At 69.8% G+C, this 14,906-nt stretch carries 13 protein-coding genes; 8 read left to right on the top strand and 5 right to left on the bottom strand.

Features of this window, described 5'->3' with window-relative positions; translation table 11 throughout:
* Nucleotides 1–21: 21 nt before the first annotated feature.
* A complete protein-coding gene (locus tag E1211_RS06120; RefSeq protein WP_132346273.1) occupies nucleotides 22–900 on the bottom strand; it encodes an NAD(P)-dependent oxidoreductase in 879 nt (292 codons plus the stop codon).
* Nucleotides 901–1,147: 247 nt separating this feature from the next.
* Here E1211_RS06120 and sodN point away from each other — a divergent pair, with 247 nt between their 5' ends.
* Both sodN and E1211_RS06110 read left to right on the top strand, forming a co-directional pair.
* Complete coding sequence (gene sodN / locus E1211_RS06115; protein WP_132346271.1) at nucleotides 1,148–1,552, top strand: superoxide dismutase, Ni; 405 nt, start codon at nucleotides 1,148–1,150, stop codon at nucleotides 1,550–1,552.
* Between the two features lie 148 nt (nucleotides 1,553–1,700).
* The gene (locus tag E1211_RS06110; protein WP_132346269.1) at nucleotides 1,701–3,023 is read left to right on the top strand and encodes a radical SAM protein; all 1,323 of its coding nucleotides are present in this window, start codon (nucleotides 1,701–1,703) and stop codon (nucleotides 3,021–3,023) included.
* 135 nt (nucleotides 3,024–3,158) lie between these two features.
* Here E1211_RS06110 and E1211_RS06105 read toward each other — a convergent pair whose 3' ends face one another.
* Nucleotides 3,159–4,427, bottom strand: coding sequence for an Nramp family divalent metal transporter (locus E1211_RS06105; protein ID WP_132346267.1), 1,269 nt, complete (start codon nucleotides 4,425–4,427; stop codon nucleotides 3,159–3,161).
* 193 nt (nucleotides 4,428–4,620) lie between these two features.
* Here E1211_RS06105 and E1211_RS06100 point away from each other — a divergent pair, with 193 nt between their 5' ends.
* Both E1211_RS06100 and E1211_RS06095 read left to right on the top strand, forming a co-directional pair.
* Entirely contained in the window at nucleotides 4,621–5,385 is a 765-nt protein-coding gene (locus tag E1211_RS06100; RefSeq protein ID WP_132346265.1) for a hypothetical protein, read from the top strand.
* Nucleotides 5,386–5,594: 209 nt separating this feature from the next.
* On the top strand, nucleotides 5,595–6,335 hold the full coding sequence (locus E1211_RS06095; protein ID WP_132346263.1) for a hypothetical protein: 741 nt from the start codon (nucleotides 5,595–5,597) through the stop codon (nucleotides 6,333–6,335).
* A gap of 59 nt (nucleotides 6,336–6,394) precedes the next feature.
* Here the strand turns inward: E1211_RS06095 and E1211_RS06090 are convergent, their stop codons facing one another.
* The gene (locus tag E1211_RS06090) at nucleotides 6,395–7,513 is read right to left on the bottom strand and encodes a phosphatidylinositol-specific phospholipase C1-like protein (RefSeq protein ID WP_207915266.1); all 1,119 of its coding nucleotides are present in this window, start codon (nucleotides 7,511–7,513) and stop codon (nucleotides 6,395–6,397) included.
* Nucleotides 7,514–7,845: 332 nt separating this feature from the next.
* Here E1211_RS06090 and E1211_RS06085 point away from each other — a divergent pair, with 332 nt between their 5' ends.
* Nucleotides 7,846–8,631 carry an alpha/beta fold hydrolase gene (locus E1211_RS06085; protein WP_132346261.1) on the top strand — a complete coding sequence of 262 codons (786 nt, stop codon included), beginning with the start codon at nucleotides 7,846–7,848 and terminating at the stop codon, nucleotides 8,629–8,631.
* Between the two features lie 255 nt (nucleotides 8,632–8,886).
* On the opposite strand, the gene E1211_RS06080 is transcribed toward E1211_RS06085, so the two are convergent.
* Together E1211_RS06080 and E1211_RS06075 are read right to left on the bottom strand one after the other, a co-directional pair.
* Nucleotides 8,887–10,443: an IPT/TIG domain-containing protein gene (locus E1211_RS06080; RefSeq protein WP_132346259.1), complete on the bottom strand. Its 1,557-nt coding sequence runs from the start codon at nucleotides 10,441–10,443 to the stop codon at nucleotides 8,887–8,889.
* 213 nt (nucleotides 10,444–10,656) lie between these two features.
* The gene (locus E1211_RS06075) at nucleotides 10,657–11,529 is read right to left on the bottom strand and encodes an alpha/beta fold hydrolase (protein WP_132346256.1); all 873 of its coding nucleotides are present in this window, start codon (nucleotides 11,527–11,529) and stop codon (nucleotides 10,657–10,659) included.
* Between the two features lie 89 nt (nucleotides 11,530–11,618).
* Between E1211_RS06075 and E1211_RS06070 the strand changes: the two genes are divergently transcribed.
* The 3 genes from E1211_RS06070 (at nucleotide 11,619) to E1211_RS06060 (ending at nucleotide 14,818) form a co-directional block, all read left to right on the top strand.
* Nucleotides 11,619–12,143 (top strand): CGNR zinc finger domain-containing protein, encoded by a 525-nt coding sequence (locus E1211_RS06070; RefSeq protein ID WP_243709367.1) that lies wholly within the window; start codon nucleotides 11,619–11,621, stop codon nucleotides 12,141–12,143.
* 360 nt (nucleotides 12,144–12,503) lie between these two features.
* Entirely contained in the window at nucleotides 12,504–13,262 is a 759-nt protein-coding gene (locus tag E1211_RS06065) for an SDR family NAD(P)-dependent oxidoreductase (protein WP_207915270.1), read from the top strand.
* Nucleotides 13,263–13,378: 116 nt separating this feature from the next.
* Nucleotides 13,379–14,818, top strand: coding sequence for an MFS transporter (locus E1211_RS06060; RefSeq protein ID WP_243709366.1), 1,440 nt, complete (start codon nucleotides 13,379–13,381; stop codon nucleotides 14,816–14,818).
* Nucleotides 14,819–14,906: the final 88 nt, after the last annotated feature.

The following is a 14,906-nucleotide window of genomic DNA, read 5'->3' as shown; positions in this document are numbered from 1 at the left end:
ACGGTTCCCCGGTACGCCGGCTCACCCGCGATCGAGGCCGGCGCGACGTCGTACGGCCTCGGTGACGGCGAGCCAGTGTTGGTCGGACTGTCCGTGCGCCATGGCGTCGATGAACGCGTCGCGCACGACCGCGCCGAGCGGCAGCGGCACCCCGTGCGCCTGCCCGGTGTCGAGCGCGAGGTTCACGTCCTTGTGCCCGAGCGCCAGCTTGAACGCGACCGGCTCGTACTCGCGGGCGGCGATCATCCGTCCGTAGTTCGGGAAGACCACGCCCGTGAACAGCTGGTCGGTGACGATGTCGATCAGCAGCTTCGGGTCGAGCTCGGCGGCCTCGGTGACGGTGGTGGCCTCGGCCATCGCCCCGATCGAACAGGCGATCAGGTAGTTGACCAGGATCTTGAGCAGGTTCGCCTGCGGCGGTTGGTCGCCGATCGTCCACGAGCGACGGCCGATCACGTCGATGAGGGGCTGGACGACGGCGATCGCTTCGGCCTCGCCGGCAACGAGCACGGTCAGGTTTCCGGCGCGCGCCACCTCACTGTTGCCGAGCACCGGCGCGGCGACGTAACGCAGGCCCAGCTCGCTGTAGCGCTGATGGGCGCGGGCGGCGAGTTCGGTGCTGATGGTGGCGGTGTTCACATGCACGGCGCCGGGAGGGGCGACGGCGAGCAGCTCCTCGTCGAGAAGGAGTCCGCCGACCGCGCCGTCGTCGCTGAGCGCGCTCAGCACCACGTCGCAGGCGTAGATCTCGGCCAGGTCGGCGGCGGTGGCGCCGCGATCGGTCATCTCCCGCACCGGCTCCGGCGAGCGGTTCCAGACGCGGACGGGGTGACCGGCGGCGAGCAGGTTGGTCACCATCGCGCTGCCCATCGCGCCGAGCCCGATGAATCCGATCTGCATTGCTGGTCACGCTCCTGGCTCTCGCGCTGCTCCGGGTGGCTGTCGTAACCCTACGGATCATGCTCGGGAGGTTCCACGGTTGGTGACGGACGTCCCCGCGTGATGGAGTTCGTCCGCACGGTGAGAGGTGGCGGCCCGACCGGTCTTGACATGAAGTCAGGTTCAGGTCCTAGCGTCACGGAGTGGATCAAGGAGCGGTGCAGGGCCGATGATCCGAAGAGACACCATCGTCAACGGAAGGAATTTCATGCGACTGGCGCACCTTCTGCGTCCACGCACCGTCGTGAGCGCCCACTGTGATCTCCCCTGCGGGGTCTACGACCCGGCCCAGGCTCGGATCGAGGCCGAGTCGATCAAGGCCGTCTGCGAGAAGTACCAGGCCAGCGACGACGCGGAGTTCCGCACCCGGGCGCTGATCATCAAGGAGCAGCGGGCTGAGCTGGTCAAGCACCACCTGTGGGTGCTCTGGACCGACTACTTCAAGCCGCCACACTTCGAGAAGTACCCCGAGCTGCACACGCTGTTCAACGAGGCCACCAAGCTGGCCGGCGCCGGCGGCGCGAAGGGCTCCGCCGACCCGGCCGTGGCGGATCAGCTCCTCGCCAAGATCGAGCAGATCTCGAAGATCTTCTGGGAGACGAAGCAGAGCTGACCCTCGGCGATGCAGGGTTGCCGGGCCGGTGCCGGCCCGGCAACCCTGGGTGCCCGAAACCGCAGGCTTCCGCCGCAAGTAGGCTCAAACAGTCAGTACCTCGCCCACCTCCGACGAGGCCCTTCGCACAACCCCCCAGGAGAGGCCCATGCAATCGCGTACCGATCTCATCGAAGATCTCATGGGCCGGTTCCCGCACGTGCCCCGCGAGGCGGTGATCAAGGAAGACCTGCTGCGCGGCGGTCTGGCCTTCGACGACTCGGCGCTGACGGAGAACGAGGGCGGTGACGTCAAGCCCAAGTCGTACTTCATCTTCTCGTTCGACCACCGGACGCTGCCGGAGTTGGGCGCCGCCGCGCTGCGCCGGCCGCCGGAGGAGATCGTGCTCACCGGAGGCCCGTACGAACTGCGCCGTACGGTGGTGTCGGTCCGCACCAACCCCGACTCGCCGTACCGCGTCCGGCCCGCCGAGGACGGCCGGCTCATGCTCTTCCTCGACGGACGGGCCATCGCCGAGGTGGGCCTGCCCCCGATGCCGGAGTACTACCGGCACACCCTCGCCAACGGCAAGTCGGTGATGGAGGTCGCCCCCACGATCCAGTGGGGCTACCTCATCTACCTGACCGCCTTCCGGGTCTGCCAGTACTTCGGCGCCAAGGAGGAGTGCCAGTACTGCGACATCAACCACAACTGGCGCCAGCACAAGCAGGCCGGCCGCCCGTACACCGGTGTCAAGCCGGTCGACGAGGTCCTCGAAGCGCTCGCGATCATCGACAAGTACGACACCGCTCGTACCTCACAGGCGTACACGCTCACCGGCGGCAGCATCACCTCGAAGGTCGACGGGCTGGCCGAGGCCGACTTCTACGGCCGCTACGCCCAGGCGATCGAGGAGCGGTTCCCCGGCCGGTGGATCGGCAAGGTCGTCGCGCAGGCGCTGCCCCGGGCCGACGTGCAGCGCTTCCACGACTACGGCATCCGGATCTACCACCCGAACTACGAGGTGTGGGACAAGCGGCTCTTCGAGCTCTACTGCCCGGGCAAGGAGCGGTACGTGGGCCGCGAGGAGTGGCACCGCCGCATCCTCGACTCCGCCGAGGTCTTCGGTGCGCGCAACGTCATCCCGAACTTCGTCGCGGGCGTCGAGATGGCCGCCCCGCACGGCTTCACCAGCGTCGACGAGGCGATCGACTCGACGGCCGAGGGGCTGCAGTACTTCATGTCCCGCGGGATCACCCCCCGGTTCACCACCTGGTGCCCGGAGCCGACCACTCCGCTCGGCCGGGCCAACCCGCAGGGCGCGCCGCTCGAATACCACATCCGGCTCCTGGAGGTCTACCGCGCGACCATGGAGGCGAACGGCCTGACCAGCCCGCCCGGGTACGGCCCCGCCGGCCCCGGCCGGGCGGTCTTCTCGGTCAGCTCGTTCATGGACAGCCTGCCTGCCGACTCCGCGGTGACCCAGGGCTGAACGAACCCGGGCGCTACCGTCCGGAACTCCTGCTGCGGTGCCCGGCCGGACTGATCCGGCCGGGCACCGTGGCGCGTACCCCCCGCCGTTGCCGGCGCGGTGGCGGCGACGGCGGGGCGGGCGGGTCCGGCGCGGTCAGCCGCCGACGACCTGCCAGAGCAGGAACGTGTTGAGCGCGATGACCAGGACGGCGATCACCGCGGCGGCGGCGGTGGTGAGCGGGTGGTTGACGAGGTTGCCCATCAGGTCGCGGCGCCGGGTGAAGGCGACCACGGGGATCAGCGCGAAGGGGATACCGAAGCTCAGCACGACCTGGGAGAGCACCAGCGCCTGCGTCGGGTCCAGGCCGATGGCGAGGATGGCCACGGCCGGGATGAGGGTGATCAGCCGGCGCAGCAGCAGGGGAATCCGGCGGCGCAGGAAACCCTGCATGATGATCTCGCCGGCGTAGGTGCCGACGCTGGTGGAGGCGAGCCCGGAGACCAGGAGGGCGACCGCGAAACCGAACGCCGCCGCGGTGCCGACGGTCTGGCCGAGCCCGGCGTGCACCCCCTCCAGGCTGTCGGTGTCGGGCGTGGCGGTCCCGTGGAAGCTGACGGCCGCGATGAGCAGCATGGCGAGGTTCACCGTTCCCGCGGCGGCGAGCGCCAGCAGCACGTCGGTGCGCTGACCGCGGAACAGGGTCTTGCGTTCGGCGTCGTTGGTGGCCGGGATGCGGTTGCCGGTGAGGGCGGAGTGCACGTAGATGACGTGCGGCATCACCGTGGCGCCGAGGATGCCGGCAGCGAGCAGGATGCTATCGGTGCCCTGCAGGCGGGGGACCAGGCCGGCCACCGTCGACCCGGGGTCGGAGCCGGCGGCGAGCAGGCTGGCGGCGAAGACGAGGACGATGACGCCCAGGAGTACGGCGATGGTGATCTCGAAGGTGCGGAAGCCGCGGGAGCGGAGCGCGAGCACCGCGAAGGCGGCGGCGCCGATGATCAGCCCGCCGGGCAGCAGCGGGATGCCGAACAACAGGTAGAGCGCGACCGCACCGCCGATCACCTCGGCCAGGTCGGTGGCCATCGCGACGAGCTCTGCCTGCCCCCACATCAGCCGGTTCACCGGACGAGGAAGCCGCTCTCGGCACAATTCGGGCAGGCTGCGGCCGGTGGCCAGCCCGAGTTTCGCGGTCAGCGTCTGGACCAGCATGGCCATCAGGTTCGCCACCACCACGACCCAGACCAGCAGGTAGCCGTAGCGGGCGCCGGCGGTGGAGTTGGTGGCGAAGTTGCCCGGGTCGACGTAGGCGACGGCGGCCACGAACGCCGGTCCCAGCAGGATCAGCCGGCCCCGTATCCGGCCCCGCGCGCGGGCGAGCTGCAGTGGTGACGCGGTCCGGGCGGCTACCTCGTTCGTGACCACCAGACACCTCCCGAGAACGACGTGGAACGAGCGTCGTTCTCCTTCCCGTGAAGGTGACCCGTCGAGGCCAGCGTGCGGCCCGGGCGGGCCAGGATCACCGCCCCGTCCCGCGTCGGTGGCCCGCCGCTCCCGCGGCCACCACGCTCGTCCCGAGCGCGGTCTCGTGCTTGCGGACCGCGCCTAGCATGCGGCCATGACACGGGGCGCGATGGGCGGGATCGCCGTCGGAGTGCTGCTTCTGCTGGGTTGCTCGGTCGGCGCGAGCGGCGGAGACGAACCGGTTCCCGTGCCGGCCACGAGCGCCGACGCCGGGGCGACCCTGGAGGCCGTGGACCTGCTGCGGTCGGGTACGAAGTTCATCGACGAGACCAGCTTCCGCGTCGATACCGATATCGCGGGCATCGTCACGACCCGGTCGTACGTCGACACCCTCAACAAGCGCGCCGTCAGCACGGTCTCGGCGTCCGGCCAGGTCGCCGAGATCCGGGTGATCGGCGACGACGTTTACCTGAAGACCAACATGGATCTTTCCGGTGTCGGCGAGGAATGGATGTCCCTCGACCCCACCCGCGTGCCGGCGGGCTTCGCCCTGAGCTTCGCGCCGGGCAAGAACGACCCGGGCGGCTCGGCCCGCCTCGTCGACGCGGTCAGCACCGCACGGATCGAGGGTTCTCAGGTCGCCGGGACGCTCGACGTGACCAGAATGCGGGTCGGAAACGGGATCAACTTCCGGCCCGGTCCGGGCGGGACGTTTCCCGACGCCGCGCGTAACCAGCCGTTCCGCGCCACGCTGGATGCCGAGGGGCGGCTCGTCAGTTTCGTGATCCCGGAGGCCAACGGCGCGCCGGCCGCGTCCCTGGGCTACACCGACTTCGGTAAGGCGGTCGAGGTCGTCCGACCCCGAGGAGCGGTCGCCGCGCCCGCTGCCCTGTACCCCCAGCTCGGCCTCGGCGGCTGAATCCAACCAGGCTGGATCGGCCTCGACGCATCGGCCCGCAGGCCTTTCCCGCACCGCGCCGTCCCCGACCGGCGACACCCCGGTTGCGGCGGCCATCGCGTGATGGGACTTCGCTTCCAGCGGTGGCTGATCCCACCCGCTCGAACTACTGTCTGTGCCGTGCTGATCACTCTTCCGGCCTGCGCCGGTCAGGAAGGAGAAGGCCCTCGATGACGTACCAGTACGAGCGCGACCTGCACCTGACGCACGACCCGGCAAGGGGCTACTGGAACTTCGTCCTGCACATCGAACCTCCGATCGGCCCGGGAAGCGCCATCAACGCCGCACAGAGGTTCGACGCCGCCGCCAGCCGGTACGCGGCGGAGTGGCTCGACCGGCTCGTCCCCTGCGACGCCGACGCCCTCCACGTCACCCTCGTCGGCCCGAACGACGCGCCGAACCTGTGGCACCCCTGCGTCCGTGACGACCCCGACTCGCCCTCCGCTGTGGACGGCGACGCCTGCACCTGCTGGCAGACGTACCGGGATCCGCTGACCTGGCTCCCCGTCGCCGCGCACCACCACCGCACGGTCGGCGGCAACCACGAGAGCTGGCGACACCTCACCTACGCGCCGCTCTCCCTGGCCGAGGGCGAACGCCTCGACGCCCTCGTCATCGACCGGGAAGCGGACATGCTCTGGGTGCGCAGCGACCGGGGCAACCTGCACATCCTGCCCGAGCGGCAGGGCGCCGGGTACAGCGTCGGGTACGGCGGCGCGGGCCCCACCGAGCTGTCCCGGATGATCGAGAAGATCGTACGGTCCGAAGGCGTCGACGTGACCCCGGGAACTCCTGCCGAACTGCCGAACCGGCGGGTGTACGGCTGGATCAGCGGCAAGGCCGCCGACCGTACCCAGGAACTCACCCTCGACCAGCTCAAGCTGCTCTGCCACGGCGGCTCGGTGGCGTGAGGAGCAGTGCCGGGCGCCGGTGGCTCGAAGCCACCGGCGCCCGGCCGGGAGTGCGAGGGCTAGCGCTCGAGCTTGCCGTCATGGCAGTTGCGCGGCGCGGAGACCGGGTTGCAACGTACCGAGACCCCACCGGGGAGTTCACCGACGAAGTCGCTGTCGTACCGGGCGGCCATGCCCACCGTCGGGAAGTCGGTCGTGACCATCTGCGCGCCGCTGGAGAGCGCGACGTCCAGCCGGCTGACCTCCTCGTTCTTCACCGTGCTCAGCGGCTCGTCCGACCGGGTACGCACGATGTAACCGCGCTTGACCAGGTCGGTGATGGTCGCCGCGTTCGCGCCCCGCGGGTCGTTCACCATGGTGATGGCGGCGTCCGGGTCGCCGGGGTTGCCGCGGGTGAAGACCGCCCGGCCGGCGAGGCTGGGGTGGCCGTCAAGGTACATGTCGCGGATCGCGCCGGGCCCGCCGTTGTCGAAGAAGAACATCACCTTGCCGCGGGCCCACCTGAGGGTCGGCCAGCCGTTCTTCAGCACCGACTGCTCCAGCGTGAGGCCGGGCTTGCGCAGGTCGTCAGCGGTGATCAGCTCGTTCTCGGTGAAGACCGAACGGATCTCCTCGTCGATGTCGTCGAGCAGCGGACGGTCCCACGCCGGGCTGACCGCGCCACCGAGCTTCTCCCACCGGTCGTCGGTCTGCTTCAGCTCGAGCTGAAGCACGATCGGCGCGTGGTCCGGGTTGGCCCGCGACCAGCTCCGCACCTGCTGCATGCAGACGACGAAGGTGCGGCAGGTGCTGTTGTAGTCCTGGTCGGCGACGTGCAGCACCTTCATGCCCGGCGCGGCCATCGCCGGATCGTCGATCGGTCCCAGGCCGGCGCGCTGGCGGGCGAGCGGGTTGCGGTAGAGGCCGCCCTGCGGGTCGGGCAGTAGGTCCAGCTCGATGCCGCGCATGTTCTGCCGGCCCAGCAGGTCCGGAATGGAGGCGTGCGAGTACCAGCCCCAGGACGGGTAGCCGGGGTCGATGTTCATCGACTCGACGAGCTCCGCGCCCTGCATCTCGCGGTGGAAGGCGTTGTGGGCGCCCATGAACTGGATCTGGTTCATCCGGATGTCGTCGCCGTTCGTGGCGCTCGCCGCGATGGCCTCCTGCTGCGCCGGCAGTACGGCCGAGAGCGCGCTCACGGCGGCGACGCCGGCGACGACGGCGACGGCTACCGCCCCGAGTCGCCCTACACCGGAAAGACGTTCTCTGAACTGGATCTTCACCCGATCATGCTCGGAATCCGGTGTGAACTGACCGTGTCACGAACTCGTGGCTCGTCCATCCCTGTTGTGAACCTTCGCCGACCGGTCACCGCCGTCCCGCACTTCGCCCTGATACTCCGACGTCACCTGGACCTACCGGTTCGGGCTGTGGCGCAGTCTCTCCGTGGCGACATGGGTGACTGTCAGGTGATGAGCACGGGCGGACGCGAAGCCGCCAGGAGATGAGTGGGCACGTAGGCTCGCCGGTCATGAACGATCATGTGCGGGGTAGCCTCACAGTGAACGGGCGTCGGCTCTCCTATCTCGATTTCGGCGGACCGGACCCGGTTCTGATCGCTCTGCACGGGCACTTCAGCGAGGGCGCGGACTTCGCTCCGCTGGCCGAGCGGCTGGGTTCCCGATGGCGTGTGATCGCGCTTGACCAGCGGGGGCATGGCGAGTCCGATCGGGCAACCGACTACGACCGCGGCGGCTACGTGGGCGATGTCATGGCTCTCCTCGACCATCTCGGGCTGGCGGAGGTCGCACTGCTCGGTCATTCCCTGGGCGGCGTGAACGCCTACCAGTTCGCCGCCCGGCATCCCGACCGCGTCACCGCGCTCGTCGTCGAGGACATCGGAGCGGTCTGCGACATCGACCTCACCTTCGCGCAGGGTCTGCCCGAGCGCGCCGCGACCCGAGACGGGCTCGTCGACGCGCTGGGCAACGCCGCACCGTACCTGGAGCGAACCTTCAGGCAGCGAGCGAATGGATGGGGGTTCTCCTTCGACCCGGCCGACACGGTCCGGTCCCAGCAAGCACTCACCGGTGACCATTGGCACGACTGGCTGAACGTGCGATGCCCGACCCTGCTGATCAGAGGCACCCGCAGCGACGAATTGTCGGCAGGGCATGCCCGAGACATGGCAGAGAAACTGTCGGCCGCGCTCGTCGAACTGCCCGCCGGACATGTCGTTCACCACGACCAGCCCGACGCCTACGCCGAGTGCGTCCGGCGCTTCCTGGCCACCGTCAACCCCGCCGCCAGCCGATAGCCCGGCCTGGATGGCCGCTGTCAAGCCAGCTGGTGCGTCAGCCCGGCACGATCGATCTGCATCCAGTACTTGATCACCGATCAGCCTCGCACGCGGTTTTCGATCGACCCGATTCGGGGCGCTGACGGGCATTGCGAGCGAAGTCACGGTGAACCGGATTCTGCGGACGGCGCGCTGACCAAGCGTGCAGAAAGCCGTCTGGGCGAGGCCTCACAGCCCCGCCCAGACGGCTCCTGTTCGTCGAACGACGAGGTGTTACGCCACGCTGCGGCGGCGGCGGTGCAGCAGCATCAGGAAGCCGCCGATGATCACCAGCATCGCGCCCGCGGTGAGCGGTGTCCCGATCGCGTTACCGGTCACGGGCAGGATCTGACCGACGTACCGGAAGGTCACCGGGCTCGACGAGCCGCCCGGGGTGGTCACGACGACGGTCGTGTCACCTGCCCGGCAGGCCGGGGTGCGGAACGTCAACGAACGTCCGTCCGCGGCCACGCTGACCTCATCCGCCGGAATGGTCCGCCCGCAGATCGTCACCGTGGTCTGCCCGGGGACGAAACCAGAGCCACCGACGGTCACCGTGGTGCCGCCGGCGGTCGGGCCCTGGCCCGGGTTGATGGCGCTGACGGTCGGCGGGGCGGCGACGTAGGTGAAGGTGGGTGCGGTGGTTTCGCCGGCGGGGAAGACCAGTTCGACGACGGCTGGTCCGGCGGCGTTGGGTGGCGTGACCACGGTGATGGTGGTGCCGGCCGGGTTCACGGTGAAGTTGGTGCCGGGTACGCCGTCGAAGGTGACTCCGGTGGCGCCGGTGAAGCCGGTGCCGGTGATGGTCACTGTGGTGCCGCCGGAGGTCGGTCCGGTGGTGGGTGTGAGGTCGGTGATGACGGCGTCGCTGCCGTCGGCGAGGTAGGTGTAGTTCAGCGGTGCTGCGGATCCTCCGGGGGTGGTCACCACGACGGAGGCGGGGCCGACGGCGCCGGGCGGGGTGACCGCGGTCAGCGAGGTGCCGCCGGGGGCGACGACCACGTTGGTGGCGGGTGTGCCGTCGAAGGTGACTGTGGTGTTCCCGGGGACGAAGCCGCTGCCGGTGATCGTCACCGTCTGCCCACCGGACTGCGGACCCTCATCCGGATTGATCGACGCAGCGGTCGGCGGCTGGATCGCGTCCGGACGCTCACACGTCGCCTCCGCCACGATCACCGTGCCGACCGGAATGACCACCGGCTGGCCGAGGACCGAGCCGCTCAAGGTGAGAGAGGCCCGCACGGCGGCCGCCGCCGCACCCGCGGCGGTGGTGGTCTCCGTGCGCGTCAAGGAGGCGTTGAGAGTCGCTCCGAGGAGCCCGGGCACGGTCACCGCCGCGCTGGCGTCCACACTGGGACCGTTGGCCACCAGCGCCACCGCCTGGCCGAACAACTCCAGATCGACCAACGTCGTGTCGGCGCTCTGCGGGCCTTCGAACGGACACGACACGCTCGCCGTCGCCTCCGCGGTGTCGATGACGTCGATGCCGAGCACGTTCAGGTTGAGACCGCTGACCCGGGACAGCGCCGACGACACTCCGGGTGAACGCGTGGCGGTCACCTCGTCGACCGTGCCGCTCGCGCTCACCCCCAGCGCGCCGGGCAGGGCGACGGTGACCAGTGTGGAGGTGTCCGTGCCGCCGTCCGGCGGCGCCGTCGCCGACCCGATGACCGCGTCGGCGCTGACCACCGCCACACCAAGGACGTCCGCCGACAGGTCGACGACCACACCCCTGGCGCTGGCGCTGCCGGGCTGGGCCAGTGCCGGCGCTCCCACGCCCACACTGGCCACCGCGCCGACCAGCGTCGCGACCGACGCCGTAGTGAATTTTCGCAGGACAGAACCCACCGCTTCCCCCGTTCGAGTCAGTTGACGGCGGCAACAGCCATCCGTCCTCAGAAGGGAACGAGAAAGCGGACAAAACGTTATGAAATGGTTAGCCGCATCGGCGTGGCGAAGCGAAGTCCCGGGTGGTATCCCTTGTTCGGCGCGAGGTCGCAGGCCTCAGCGTCCGTTCGGCACACGGGTCATGAAGTCACGGATCAGTTCGGCGACCTCGGCCCCGGCGCTCTCCAGCAGGAAGTGGCCGCCGTCGAGCAGGTGGATCTCGGCGTCCGGGACGTCGGCGGCGAAGGCGCGGGCGCCCTCGGGTCCGAAGATCGGGTCGTTCCTGCCCCAGACCGCGAGCACGGGCGGGAGGTGGCGACGCAGGTATTCGTGCAGCGCCGGGTAGAGCGGCGGGTTGGTCGCGTAGTCGCGGAACAGCGCGAGCTGGATGGCGTCGTTGCCCGGCCGGGACAGCAGTGCGAAGTCGTGGTGCCAGGTGTCCGGGCTGACCAGCGTCTCGTCCGGTACGCCGGTGAGGTACTGCCACTTGGTCGTCTCGAGCGTCAACGCGGTCCGGATGCCGGCCTCGGATTCGGGGGTTTGCTCCCGGTGGTAGCTCCACACGGTCTGCCAGAAGTCGGGGACGAACCCCGCGTCGTAGCCATTGCCGTTCTGGCTGATGATCGCGGTGATCGCGCCCGGGTCGGCGATCGCCAGGCGCCAGCCGATCGGGGCGCCGTAGTCCTGCACGTACATCGCGTAGCGCCGGACCTCGAGCTGGTCGAGCAGACCAGCGGTGAGGTCGGCCAGGGCGTCGAAGGTGTAGTCGAACTCGTCGGCCGGCGGGGCGGCGGAGAGCCCGAACCCGAGGTGGTCCGGGGCGATGACGCGGTACCGGTCGGCCAGGGCGGGGATCAGGTTCCGGAACATGAAGGAGCTGGTCGGAAAGCCGTGCAGCAGCACGATCGTGGGCCCGTCGGCCGGGCCGGCTTCCCGGTAGAAGAGCCGCTGACCCCGGACGGTGGCGTAGCGGTGGTGAACGACAGGCATGACTAACCCCCAAAACTTGTGTAGGCGGTTAGACGAAAGCACGGCTCGTATAACCTGTCAAGCTGCGCTTGGAGGTTAGGGTGAGGATCGTGCCGAAGACCGACGAGGCGGACGAGGCCCTGCTGCTCGATCTGCTCAACACCACCCCCGTGGTGGACGGGGTGCCTCGCGACGACCTGATCGACGTCGAGGCCGGACGGGAGTGGCTCACCGCACACGGTCAGCCGCCCGCCGAGGACGAGTGGCGCGCCCTGCTCGACGCGCGACAGGCGCTACAGGGACTCGTCCGCGGCGACGGAGCCGTGAACTCCCTCGCCCGGTTCGTCGACGGGGTGCGCTACCGGCCGACGATCGCCGGCGACGGGATCGGCTGGACCCTCGACCTGCCCCGTGGGCGCTCGGCGGCCGCCCGGGCGGTGCTCGCGTGGGACGCGCTGCGGGTGTCGAGCCCCGGTCGCCTGCGACCCTGTGCCAACCCGGAGTGCCGGCGGTTCCTGCTCGACCACAGCAGGTCCAACAGTGCCCGCTGGTGCTCGATGGCGATCTGCGGCAACCGCATGAAGGCTCGACGGCACTACGAGCGCAGCCGCCAGCCGCGGGGTGTTCTCCAGTAGCGGGTTGATGCCGGCGGCGGGGGCCCTCTGAGGGTCGCGACCCGCGTCGGCCTTTGTTCCCGGTCGGCGGGTGGCCAGGGTCACCTGGTGGGCGGCCGCGAAAAGCGGACGACCATCGTCCCTTTGGAGTATGTTTCCCAAGGCGGACGACGGTCGTCCGCTTGCGCCATCGGTTTCGGCGCCACGAGTCGATGGCCCCGTCCCGGGTCGTTTCTGCTCTCCCGCGGCGCTGAACCCTGCCGAAACGCCGACGCGCACCGCGACCACGGAGCCCATCGCTCCGCGGCCGGCTCGCGCCCGCCTTCGGAAGACATCCCACTCAAATGCCCGACCAGACCAGAATGAGAGCTAGTCGTGTCCATGCGTTTCGAGGACAAGGTCGTGTTGGTCACCGGTGCCACCTCCGGCATGGGGCGGGCCGTTGTGAAGCGGGTCGCCGCGGAGGGGGCGAAGGTCGTCCTGGCCGCCCGAGGCAAGGAAGCCGGCGATGCCTTCGCCGCCGAGCTGCGCTCCGCCGGGCACGACGTGTTGTTCGTGCCGGCCGACGTGACTGTGGAGACCGAGGTGGAGCAGCTCGTCCGGCGGACGGTCGACCACTACGGCCGGCTGGACGGTGCCTTCAACAACGTGGGCGCGGCCACCGCGCCGGGCTCGGTGACCGAGATCGACGGCGCCGCGTGGAGCGCCGAGCTGACGCTCAACCTCAGCAGCGTCTTCTTCGGACTGAAGTACCAGATCCCCGCGCTCCAGGCGTCCGGCGGAGGCGCCATCGTGAACAACGCCTCCAACGTCGGTGTCACCGGGTCCGCCGGGCTGGCCGCCTACAGCGCCGCCAAGCACGGTGTCGTCGGGCTCACCCGCTCGGCGGCACTGGACGTGGCGGCGACCGGAACGCGGATCAACGCGCTCGTCACCGGTGGCGTCGACACCCCGCTGCTGCGTGCCAACATGGGCCCGAACCCGGAGGAGGCACTCCGCGCCGCCAACGCGATGCACCCGGTGGGGCGTATCGGGCGGCCCGACGAGATCGCCGCGTTCGCGGCCTTCCTGCTCAGCGACGAAGCCCCGTTCGTCACCGGTGCTGCGCTCGCGATCGACGGCGGCCTCACCGCCGCATGAACGGCGGCGCCTTCCGTGCGATGCGCACGGGACGGCAGCCGATCATCCCTCCTCGAAGGAACAACCTCATGTCCACTCGTTCTCACGCACCGGATGAACAACGGTGGAAAGCGCTCTTGTTCATCTCCATCGCACAGCTCATGGTCGTCCTCGACGGGGCGGTGATGAACATCGCGCTCCCTTCGGCCCAGCAGGAGCTGCACCTCTCCGACGGGGGCCGACAGTGGGTGGTCACCGCCTACGGTCTGGCCTTCGGTGGCCTCCTGCTCGTCGGCGGCCGGATCGGCGACATGGTCGGACGCAAGCGCGTCTTTCTGTTCGCCCTGGCCGGTTTCGCGTTCGCCTCGGCGATCGGTGGCCTCGCGGTCAACGCGCTGATGCTGCTCGTCGCCCGTGCCCTCCAGGGTGTCTTCGCGGCTCTGCTCGCGCCGGCCGCCTTCTCCCTGATCTCCCTGTCGTTCAGTCAGCCGCGGGAGCGGGCGAAGGCCTTCGGCGTGTTCAGCGCCGTGTCGATCGCCGGCGGCACCATCGGCCTGATCGCCGGCGGTCTGCTCACCCAGTACCTGAACTGGCGCTACGCGATGTTCGTCCTCGTCCCCATCGCGGTCGTCGGGATCCTGGGCGCGATCCCCACCGTGCACGACATCGCCGAACGGCACCGCTCCCGGCTGGACATACCCGGTGTCCTGCTGGCCAGCCTCGGACTGGTCGCCGTGGTCTACGGGTTCGGCACCGCCGAGAGCCACGGTTGGGCGGCGGGCCCGACCATCGGATCGTTGGTCGTCGGCGTGCTGCTGCTGGCGGCCTTCGTCCTGGTGCAGTCCCGGGTCAGCTCCCCGCTGCTGCCGCTGCGGGTGCTGACGGAACGCAACCGGGCGGCCGCCTACCTGTCGGTCGGCCTCGCGATCGTCAGCATGTTCGGCATGTTCCTCCTGCTGAGTTTCTATTTCCAGCAGGTCAAGGAGTGGTCGCCGGTCATGGCGGGTCTGGCGTTCATGCCGATGGCGGTGCCGCAGGCCGTCGGCGCCACGCAGATCGGCGCCCGCCTCGCGCACCGCATCGCCCCGCGACCGATCATGGTCGGCGGCTACCTGGTGACCGCGCTGGGACTCGTGCTGCTTGCGCTGCTCGACGCCGACAGCGGTTTCCTGGAGATCGCGGTCGCCGAGGCCGTCGTCGGACTCGGCATCGGTACCGCCGTCATGCCGGCGATGAGCATCGCCACCCACGGCGTCGAGCCCAGAGACGCCGGTATCGCCTCTGCGATGATCAATTCGTCGCAGCAGGTCGGCGGCTCGATCGGCACCGCGTTGCTCAACACCGTCGCGACCAGCTCGGCCGCCGGCTACCTGGTTTCCCACGCCGGTCCGGCGCAGGTCCAAGCGCAGCACCAGGCGCTCGTGCACGGGTACTCGGTCGCGTACTGGCTGGCCGCTGCCTTCGTGCTGGCGGCGGCGTTGATCTCCGCGATCATGGTGAACGCGGGCGCTCCGAAGCACACACCGGTCCAGGGGAACGGTGACGCCTTCGACGCCGTGCCGGTGGCTGTGCATTGAGCCCGCTGCCGTGAAGGGGCGGCGGGCTGACCGGCGTCGCCACGTCGGCTCCCGCCCTTTCTCGGCCGGGAGCCGACGTGCGCACCCG

Origin of the sequence: Micromonospora sp. 15K316 (assembly GCF_004348525.1) — a bacterium.
Lineage (GTDB): Bacteria > Actinomycetota > Actinomycetes > Mycobacteriales > Micromonosporaceae > Micromonospora.
The sequence above is the reverse complement of the archived record's forward strand: the minus strand, read 5'-3'. Positions and strand labels throughout refer to the sequence as shown.